The sequence below is a fragment of the Legionella tunisiensis genome, from assembly GCF_000308315.1.
GTDB lineage: Bacteria > Pseudomonadota > Gammaproteobacteria > Legionellales > Legionellaceae > Tatlockia > Tatlockia tunisiensis.
On record NZ_CALJ01000164.1, the window covers coordinates 1 to 9,223 of the forward strand.

Here is a 9,223-nt window from a genome sequence, read left to right on the forward strand (position 1 = left end):
TGATCTAGCCTGTATATTCATGTGGATTAGAGATCTCACTGGATTTAGTGAAGTGCTAGGGGGGAATCAGCGTGAAATTGGACCCAAGCATTCCTCTTTTCAACAGCTCGCTGCCAAGCAAAAAATGGTGCAGGGTATTTTAATTGCCCAGACAAGACCATTACCCTGGTTGCCTCCTGACATGCGAGATACTTATGAGAAAATAGCAGGAAAAAAAGATAGCGTGGTCTGTAATCCAACGGCTGTAGAAGAGAATAGTGAGTGCCCTGCTTTAATGAGAGAGAAAAGTACTGCTGATTTATCAAGATCCAATACTAAGAGAAAGCCTTGGTTTTGGCAGTCGGCGGTAGCTCCGGAAGAAACGCTTGCGTTGGAAGAAAGGGCAGTTTCTACCTGTTTTTTGAGCTCCAATTCAATTGTGGGAAATTAATAACAATTTCTTACACAACGAACAACGGTGCCATAGCGATTAACGTAACATTTCTTCTGGCAACGCACGCCATAGTAGGGACCCCTGCTAGGCCAATAAACCGGTCCTGGACGATAGTAATAACCAGGGCGATAGTAGCTAGGACCATAATAATAATATCGTGGGTAATTGCGATAAACTTGGAAATAGGCCAATTGCATGTTCTTTGTTGCGTTTGATGTTTGGTTTTGGATGGGAGCTGCATGCGAATCGGACGTATAAGCGGCCGTTAAAAACACTAAAGCAGAGACTATGAGTGCGGGCAACAAGCCAAGGTTTTTAACAGAGTTGCTGTTCATGTTACGGTCCTTAGTTCGTTAAGGCTATTTTAAATTATAGACAATATGGTATATTTTGATCAATTATTGTTTCTAATACACTCATTTTTGAATATTTAATGTTTCGTTATTGCGATCGGTTAATAGGTGGTAAATTGATAGATAGAAAATATACCTTTAGTTCGGCGATTTTAGGGTTTATCGCTGCTGTGCCGATGGCCTTAGCAACCACAGTTTTTTCACCGTCCTGTCCAAAAGAAATTGATGCGATGGAAACCTTGATGAACACTTATCCAGGTTGGAGTCAGATTGTTAGTAAAGGGAGTTATTATCTGAACAGCATTGCTTTTTATGCTGGTGATCCTAAGGATTTAGCGAATCTCAAACCTGATATAGCCAACAGGAAAATGGCCAAGTGGTCTTTCTCACCCAAGGATACTATTTATATCGTTTGCGCCTATAATCAAACGGCCATACAACTTGCTCAAGCTTTACCGGCAAAGATTACTCGTTGTGAAATAACGTTTGATCAAACGATTATGAGTGAGGGAGGCTTTATCCCTAAAAAGGTCACTTGTTACTAAGCGAAGTAATTTTGTCTAGTCACTAAGCAAGGTAAGTAATATTCACTAAAAACCCATTAGTATATAGATGATCTAGGGTCAAGCCCGTACTCACCGTTTGTCCCGGAGCTCGCGCAAGTTGGCTTTTCCCCCAATCAGCAAATTCATAGCCAATACCAATTTGCCAATTTGGAGTTAATGCTTTTTGTATGCCAGCACCAAGAGTATAAGTGAATGCTGTTTTGGTATGAGATACAAAGTCGGGCGTTGGTAACGCTTCAAAAATCGTCGGCATACTGGTGAAACGATAAGCTTCGTTAAATCCAACACCTATACTGCCACTAATCCAAGGGATAACAACATAACCTCTATCGGCCAAAATCTTAGCTTTCACAGCGATATGAGAGTGTTTTATGCGGTAGTTGTAAATGTAAATATTAAATTGCGGATCGGCATCATCCCATATGTAGCCTGACAACTGTGCATTTCCTGTCGTGACTATGGCAAGGCCAATTTGGCTTTGGAATTGGTCCTTATATAGCGATTTTTGTATTCCTACAAAAAGCTCACCCTCTGCTAAAGCATCTGTTGTCTTATTTTTACATAGGATTTTTCAATCTGGGGCGCGAGAAAAAAGTTTGTGTTCTACCGCCATTTTCCCATACAGGACCGCCACTCAGGCTGGCAACAAAGGATGAATAAATGGTAGAGGATAGATTGCTAAAAAGAGGTAGATTGTTAGCTGCATGAATTTCCTGTATTCCTAGGCCTGTGCAGAGTATTAACATGACACTCAATTTACTGTCATTTAATTTCATAAAACTCCTGTAATCATCTATCCGTTAGACCATTCATTCTATACCGTAAGGCAAGGTCGAATTATATAATAATAATCATAAGCTCAAAGAATTATAAAGGAATTTATAAAAATTAAGGCATAAGCGAAGGACATTCATCCAGAAAGGGGGATAAAATGTTTAATTATTTAGCTTAACAGCATAAAAAAGTTCAATGAGCAACAGTAATCATCAGGACTTTTGCTGGCATAGCTCATAGCCTATGCCTAAGCTTCCACGCTCCAAAGCTAATTAATGCAAAGAATAAGTATTCATTCATTGTACTGCTATTATTTTTTTGTTTCTAGAATAAGATTTTTGCTAGTATTTTAATGGTAAATTGAATATTTTTAAAAAATTAATCCTATAGAAGCGTGTTTTTAGAAAAAAGGCTAAAAACACGTCCTTATGTTAGAAATTGACAAATTACTAAGGGCTATTACCCGTATTAGGGGCTGACTCGCTTTCTATAGAGATTGGTTCGCTGCTTTTTTCTTGAATATAGTTATAATCAATCAACATATTCATTATATATTGGCAGATTTTTTTCCACACACTTCGTGTATCAAAAATACTTGAAGCATTATGGCTTGGGCAATCAATTTCAAGATCAAGCAGTTGAATACCATCTTGATTTAATAAGTAGGTTGTAGTTGTTTGAGCATGAAATTCGTCTGGTTTGGTAATTTCATCTTTTATCCCCAGGGAAGAAACCAGGCCTTTATACGTTTGTTGTTCCTTAATTAACCAACCATCGTCTGTGACAACTAAATCAATTTTGGTGATTGGGTCGAGCGCTCGAATTTCACCATGTTGAATGTTTTTTACACAAAAATTAGTCGCAAAAAGTAGACCTGCTTGATGAAAATGTGCGCAAGATTGATTAACTAAAGTCTCTTGTTCTTCCGGAGTCTGTTTGGGAAAATATTGTTTAAAAAAGGTTTGCAAGTCTTTTTCGGTATCAAAGCCCTTGTCTTCCCGCAGGATGGAAAGTTGAATACCATTAATATAAATAGGGCAGATTTCACCACTTGTGGCCCAGCGATCCCAATCACTGCGTGCCTGCTCAAACCGCCAGCTTGGACCAGCTGTATTTGCCTTTTTTCCATAAGCAAAAATACTTAAATTTTTATATTTCCAGTAAGTAGACATGGTTGCTTTATTGCCTTATTGATCTTTGATTGCATAAATTCTAACAAAATAAACTTAACTAAAAATTATTTTGTTGAAAAAAATAGTCAATGGTGGTTTTTTGCCAATAAACGATTAATGTACGCTATCGCTAAGGCTGAAAGAACTAAAGTCAGGTGAATAACTACCTGCCACATGACAGTATTGCTAGTTTGCTTGGTCGGGTCGATAAAGGTACGCAACAAATGGATTGAGGAAATTCCAATGAGTGCGAGCGCCAGTTTAATTTTCATGGCACCAGCATCTAGCTCATCCAGCCATTCGGGTTGGTCAGGATGATTGTGCAAATTCAATTTAGATACAAAAGTTTCATAGCCGCCCATAACCACCATAATGAGTAGATTTGCTATCATAACTACATCAATTAAATCCAATACACCTAACATGATTTGAATATCATTAAAGCCATTGATATGGATAATTAAATGAAATAACTCTTTGATAAAACGATAAACATAGGCGATTAAAATAAGCATGAGGCCAAAATACAAAGGGGTTTGTAGCCAACGGCCTACAAAAATTAGTCGGCTAATATTTTCTTTAATTTGTTCATGCTAAATCATTCTTCTGCTGAGAAACACAATGATTCTAATCAAGGATTGCAGTGTACTGTAATTTTTGCAAATAGAATAGGCAGTAAGCCCTTTTTAAGCGCATTAACCCTTTCTTTGTTTATGTTTAATAAAGCTCTGAAAGGCGCGCGGGGCGATAATTTCCAGCTATAGTTTATTTAGAGAGGCATTTGCTTTCAGGGAGAGGTTAATGGCTAAGAGGATATTAACAAACCTTAGGGCGTTGGCAGTTTTAATATTGATAAATGCCGTGAATGCATGGGCATCTTCACCACCGATACAACCACCAGGCGCCAGTTCACCGCAATCGTACAATCCTGGTACAGGTACCGACTTGTATACTATTAGCAATCAGGGGGGAAGTTTTGATACTACGCCAGTGGATCATACTGGTACTGAGAATGATGTTCACTATGAGTACAATCCGGTGCAATCAAAAGAATATCAAGGCAAGCAACCTATTCACAAAGGCTTTTGATAAGTGGATAAGGTGAAAATTGTCACTGATAGCATACCAAGCTCCAAATTAACATGCGTCCTGTCAAAAGATAAGAAATTATCGTTAATCTGTTGCCAATTTCTACAAGAAGCGATAAAAATGATTAAGGGAAGGGATTTTATTAGAGCCAACCATGCCAATCTATTATAAAGATAAACTACTAACCAAGTTTAAGGATAAAAAAGGTGGTAAAACCCATGGTGAGGTAGACGGTTTTTATCGTGATCCAGATGGAAATGAATTTTTCATTAAAAAACCGCAGGATCTTAAAGAGCTATTTACTGAATTATTCGCTGGCTTGTTGCTAAAAGAATTCATAACACGCGAATTGATTGATGAAATCTATCATGATTCCTTTATTTGCGCGGATCTGATTCAATTTGACGATAAGAGCTACGGCCTTATTCAGCCAAAAATTGTATTCAAGGAATTATTTAAAATTATTGGTACTGGTTACCGTGATGGTTCAGATCGGGATCCTTTGTGGGAAATGTTTTGTGGTCCTCAGTATTACTTATTACTCACACAATTAAGGCAGTATTTTGGTCTTGCTATCATTTTGATGTTTTCTTTACTGTTAGGTGATAACAGTGTACATAGTGGTAATGTCGTTTGTTTGGAAGTCATTGCTGCTCTTGCAATTGATTTTATTCAATTTGCACGCATTGATTGGGGGGCTGCCTTTCGTTATTTTGGTCATAAAAAAATAATGATGATCTTTTAGACCCATTTGAATACCAGGGATGGTTCAATCTCAAAGGCTATACAAAAGGTTATTTTCTAAATTACAAAAAAATCAAAGGGTTATTTCCAGCTATCGCAGAGCAGGCGAAAAATTTGCTGGGTAAAGTAGATGAGGAAATATTCGCCGATATGGTTGCTTGCGCATTACAACAGATGCCTCTTGATTTGTTGGATAATAAGACAAAAACAGAGCTGGCTAAGTATCTTTGTATCGAATCTTTTAACGTGGTAATTTTAGGTGCAGAAGGGAATTCGCAACAATTTTCTCGCGATTTAGCAGAAATATTACATACGCGGCTAACAAAAATGACAACTTTGCAGGATTTTGCCGTTGCTTCCGTTGAGTCAAGCTTATCGCAAATTACATTTTTGGAGAGTACACCCATAGCGATTGCTTTGCCGGTGAATCTGGTCACTCCTTTTGCTGAGCAGATGAAAATTTGGTTCAATATACTTTCTGCTTCTGATGAAAAGAGTATTTTCGATTTTAATACCGTAGAATTGGCCAAGCTGGTTAAACAGTTTAATAGCTTTTCTAACAGTTTATTACGGCAAGCTGAAACCTTAACGGAGATATTATTAATGGCTGATGAGGAAGGGGCTAAGCCTCCTCATAGAGCTGGCTATTTTCTCCGTTGTTTATTTACTATGGAAGATGATTTAACACCTCATTTCTCTTCCTGCACAGAGAAGCGAAGTTCCGATGTACAGCCCTATTGGCAGGCTGTTGAAATGGCATTAACGTATAGTTTTAATACAGTTGTTCTCATAAAAGTACTGCAAAATACCCAAAATTCAACCGAACTTGCTAAAGCATCAGCTGTTCATTTCCTTTTTGGTGCTTTAAAGGAATCTTTAGGATCCTTTGGCATCGCTTATCAATGTTTGATGCAAGAATTGCAAGATACACTATTGCTTATGACTGGAAAACAACTTGCTAAATGTTGTCTGGATGAGTCCGAATTTTCTAGCACGAGTTTATTAATTGGGGTCGTACTTAAAAATCAAGTGTTATGGCTACGAATGAATCAAGCATTGGATGAGGGCTATGAAGCATTCGATCAGGATAACGCTGGGTATGAAATTGTCAGATTGCGGCAATTTCACCAAGATTATATTTTGTTCTTAACGTTAGTTAGAGAATTGCCACTGATAAGTACATTTGATACGAAAGGCGTAGTTGTTAATAGGATCTCTGAACTCTTCGAAAAATTGCCTGAATCCTTACAAATAGAACTGGCACCTACCTTAACAAAAATTCAAGTTGACTTTAATGACTGGCAGCGACGACGGAGTATCGAGTTGGATGGGGTTGATAAATTAGGTGAAGAAAGCAACTCATCTTCAGAAATGAGCAGTACCTTATTGCCAACGGTGATGAGTAGTACTGTGGCTGCCCCTCCCATCAAGCAGGTAGGGGAAACTGTCGCAAGTAAATTGCTTTTTTTTCTCCCAGCTAAGATTGTTGATGGCTCACGGGCAGTTAACGAATCGTTCATTAAAAAGGAAGGAATATATCCATCGAGTAGTTGTCAATAAGGATTAAGAGATCCTGGACAAAGCATTGTCCGCATCACGGTAGCCCGCAGCAATTCGCTTTTGGATAGTATTGGGAGAAAAATCAAAAGGGGCATTTACCGTTTCTGGTTCGACATTCTCAATATATTTATAGTTGATAAGACGTTGGTAGCCTGGTAGTTGTCTAATAGGACTATTACCAGGGATGATTTTTTCAATTTCATCAATTGTCTCTATGTATTCATTGATTTTTTCAGTTAACTCTTTGTTAAACCTTATCTTATTGGAAAATTGGATTTCAAAAATTCTGTCAAAAACATCAATCATATTGCCAGGTATTTTGCCTTGGCTGGGAAAAAGATTGATGACAATAATTTGTTTTTCTACGGCAGGGTTTGGATCAAGACACTCCAAAACGGGGGATAAAGGTGTGTTGTCAAATAAACCGCCATCCCAATAGTGCTTATTCTTAATGGTTGTTATTGGAAACCCGGGAGGCAAGCTTCCGCTGGCTAAAACATGCAAGGGTGTTATTTCCGTGCGATCCTCGCCTTGATTAGTGAACGTTTTTACTTTTCCCGTTGCAACATCCGTTGCAGTAAGAATTAGCCGAATGGCGGTATTATTCACTTTTTTAAAATCTATGTACTTGTCTAATAATTGTTGTAGAGGCTTAGTGAAATAGAAACTTGTCCAATTAGACAGATTCCAATAGTCTGTGCGCAGATGGAAGAAGGATTGATTACCAAACAAGGCTAGATAAGAGGCTAATTTCTCGTTGAGCAAAGGAAAGGGAAAAACAGAGAGCTCTTCCCAAATTTCCCCAAGGGTCGAAATCGGTTCATCTCTGGCGCCAACCAATGCTATGGCATTAATGGCACCAATGGAAACCCCTGAAATAATATCTGGTGAGAATTTATGAGTCTCATAGAGGCGTTTTAAGGCGCCAAATTCATAAGCTCCTAATGCACCGCCTCCTTGCAGTACCATCCCTGTTTGTTTCATTGATATCCATTCTGTACAGCCAAATCTAATCTTAGTATAGATTATTTGAGAGGCTGTCGATCGTTCTACGCTCGAAAATCAAGAGCAGGTGCAGGTTAGGTGCTTTGCCCAACAGGCATTGTCATAGTGGGCATGTCGGACCAGGAGGGGCCGTCCTACATGGCTAGGGAAAAATGGCACCTTGATTTTTACCATGATTAGTATCCATATCATACTGTGTATCCCAGGTATTATGTTTGCTGATAATCTCTTTCGCTCTCATGTTAAGTTCTGTTTTCAACGCATTACAATTCGTCATAGCTGGGGCATTAAGCAAGGCTTGCTCAATTTCTATGGCTGCTTGTTTACCATTATTTCCATGACCTTCTTCATGTTTGACTAGATTGCCCAGATAAGTATTCCATTTGTTTTGTAAATAAGGGGTGCTGGTATTTTGATTGGTCCATTCAGGAAGAATACTCGTTACATTGACTGATACCTTAACATCTTTCACATAACAGGGATTTTGTGAAGGGTGGTTATAGTGCCAGTTAAAATTCCAAGTAACATACCAAATTGTTTGAGCATCGTAGTGATGGCCTTTAATGACTGGTCCCAACTCACCCATTTGTTCGCGTAAGGTTTGTTCTGTGTTGCCGCTGATTTGGTAGTAATTTTTTACTTCATTAATTGTATAGCTGGCAAAAGTCGGACTACTAAAAAAATAACAAGAAAGAAGAGAGGGGAATACGCTTCATAGTTAATCTCTTGAAAGATCAGGTAATCAAGCTTTGACGAATGTTACTACTATAACAAAAATCAGGGAGCACGCGTCAAATATGCGCTGCTATTTGCCAAAACTCATTTATTTGACAATTTAGTCTAATTTAGATTAAATTGTATTTTTGTCATTAGAATTATTTTATGAAAAAAGCAATTAAAGCCTTTTTACCTACCGCTGAGGCAATTCAACGACTCTTATATCCCTATGCTGAAGTGGTTATACACGATATGAAAGAAAATCGAATTGTGGCGATTTATCATCCTTTTTCTAAAAGAAGAGTAGGGGATTCTTCTTTACTAAGCGAAGAAGAAGAGATGGCAACCTTGTCTGATTGCATTGGTCCGTATGAAAAAATAAATTGGGACAGACGAAAGCTTAAGTCAGTAAGCAGTATTATCCGCGATGAAAAAAATCAAGCCGTTGGTATGTTATGTATTAATCTTGATATTTCAAAACTAGACCAAATCCAAGCGGTGATGGGCCAATTTATTAGTTGTGAGCAGTTGGTATCTCAGCCGATTCCCTTATTTAAAGAGGATTGGCAAGAACGTATGAATCATTACATTCATCATTATTTAGCGGAACATCACTTAAGTCTAGAAACGTTAAAACGTCAAGAAAAAAAGAGCTTATAGAGCATCTCCAGCAAGCCGGTGCTTTTACTGCCAAACATGCTGCGACCTACATTGCACAGATTCTCAATATTTCGCGGGCTACAGTTTATAACTATTTATCTGATCACTAGGCAGGGATCCATTATGTTTGATATTAAAAATGAAGTACTA

13 protein-coding genes and 1 pseudogene are annotated in these 9,223 nt (G+C 38.1%); 7 read left to right on the forward strand and 7 right to left on the reverse strand.

The genetic code is table 11. The features are described 5' to 3' along the window. The coding region (locus BN58_RS24035) for a hypothetical protein (RefSeq protein ID WP_040916417.1) at positions 1–430 on the forward strand (430 nt) is incomplete at its 5' end. On the opposite strand, the gene BN58_RS24040 is transcribed toward BN58_RS24035, so the two are convergent. Then, on the reverse strand, positions 427–768 hold the full coding sequence (locus BN58_RS24040; protein WP_019216726.1) for a hypothetical protein: 342 nt from the start codon (positions 766–768) through the stop codon (positions 427–429). The genes BN58_RS24035 and BN58_RS24040 overlap by 4 nt on opposite strands. Before the next feature lie 98 nt (positions 769–866). Between BN58_RS24040 and BN58_RS10195 the strand changes: the two genes are divergently transcribed. Then, positions 867–1,331 carry an STY0301 family protein gene (locus BN58_RS10195; RefSeq protein ID WP_019216727.1) on the forward strand — a complete coding sequence of 155 codons (465 nt, stop codon included), beginning with the start codon at positions 867–869 and terminating at the stop codon, positions 1,329–1,331. A gap of 22 nt (positions 1,332–1,353) precedes the next feature. On the opposite strand, the gene BN58_RS30825 is transcribed toward BN58_RS10195, so the two are convergent. From BN58_RS30825 to BN58_RS10210, 4 genes are all read right to left on the reverse strand, one after another. Continuing rightward, positions 1,354–1,788, reverse strand: a complete 435-nt coding sequence (locus tag BN58_RS30825) for an outer membrane protein (RefSeq protein WP_019216728.1) — start codon at positions 1,786–1,788, stop codon at positions 1,354–1,356. Between the two features lie 121 nt (positions 1,789–1,909). Next, positions 1,910–2,128 carry a hypothetical protein gene (locus BN58_RS30830; RefSeq protein WP_019216729.1) on the reverse strand — a complete coding sequence of 73 codons (219 nt, stop codon included), beginning with the start codon at positions 2,126–2,128 and terminating at the stop codon, positions 1,910–1,912. Between the two features lie 447 nt (positions 2,129–2,575). Beyond that, the gene (locus BN58_RS10205; RefSeq protein WP_019216730.1) at positions 2,576–3,298 is read right to left on the reverse strand and encodes a hypothetical protein; all 723 of its coding nucleotides are present in this window, start codon (positions 3,296–3,298) and stop codon (positions 2,576–2,578) included. A gap of 86 nt (positions 3,299–3,384) precedes the next feature. Next, positions 3,385–3,882 carry a TIGR00645 family protein gene (locus BN58_RS10210; RefSeq protein WP_026069404.1) on the reverse strand — a complete coding sequence of 166 codons (498 nt, stop codon included), beginning with the start codon at positions 3,880–3,882 and terminating at the stop codon, positions 3,385–3,387. Positions 3,883–4,099: 217 nt separating this feature from the next. Between BN58_RS10210 and BN58_RS10215 the strand changes: the two genes are divergently transcribed. The 3 genes and pseudogenes from BN58_RS10215 (at position 4,100) to BN58_RS33765 (ending at position 6,691) form a co-directional block, all read left to right on the forward strand. Continuing rightward, complete coding sequence (locus BN58_RS10215; protein ID WP_019216732.1) at positions 4,100–4,387, forward strand: hypothetical protein; 288 nt, start codon at positions 4,100–4,102, stop codon at positions 4,385–4,387. Positions 4,388–4,970: 583 nt separating this feature from the next. Further along, positions 4,971–6,028 (forward strand): annotated as a pseudogene (locus BN58_RS33760) (LepB GTPase-activating domain-containing protein); the annotation flags it as partial. A 12-nt stretch (positions 6,029–6,040) separates the two neighbouring features. Further along, positions 6,041–6,691 (forward strand): LepB GTPase-activating domain-containing protein, encoded by a 651-nt coding sequence (locus tag BN58_RS33765; RefSeq protein ID WP_408605480.1) that lies wholly within the window; start codon positions 6,041–6,043, stop codon positions 6,689–6,691. 3 nt (positions 6,692–6,694) lie between these two features. Here BN58_RS33765 and BN58_RS10225 read toward each other — a convergent pair whose 3' ends face one another. Then, positions 6,695–7,675, reverse strand: coding sequence for a patatin-like phospholipase family protein (locus tag BN58_RS10225; RefSeq protein WP_019216735.1), 981 nt, complete (start codon positions 7,673–7,675; stop codon positions 6,695–6,697). A gap of 163 nt (positions 7,676–7,838) precedes the next feature. Next, on the reverse strand, positions 7,839–8,345 hold the full coding sequence (locus tag BN58_RS24055) for a DUF922 domain-containing Zn-dependent protease (RefSeq protein WP_332247952.1): 507 nt from the start codon (positions 8,343–8,345) through the stop codon (positions 7,839–7,841). A gap of 233 nt (positions 8,346–8,578) precedes the next feature. Between BN58_RS24055 and BN58_RS24060 the strand changes: the two genes are divergently transcribed. Beyond that, positions 8,579–9,073 carry a helix-turn-helix transcriptional regulator gene (locus tag BN58_RS24060; RefSeq protein ID WP_019216737.1) on the forward strand — a complete coding sequence of 165 codons (495 nt, stop codon included), beginning with the start codon at positions 8,579–8,581 and terminating at the stop codon, positions 9,071–9,073. After that, a complete protein-coding gene (locus BN58_RS37755; RefSeq protein ID WP_083852172.1) occupies positions 8,977–9,183 on the forward strand; it encodes a helix-turn-helix domain-containing protein in 207 nt (68 codons plus the stop codon). Before BN58_RS24060 ends, BN58_RS37755 begins: the two co-directional genes overlap by 97 nt. Positions 9,184–9,223 lie beyond the last annotated feature (40 nt).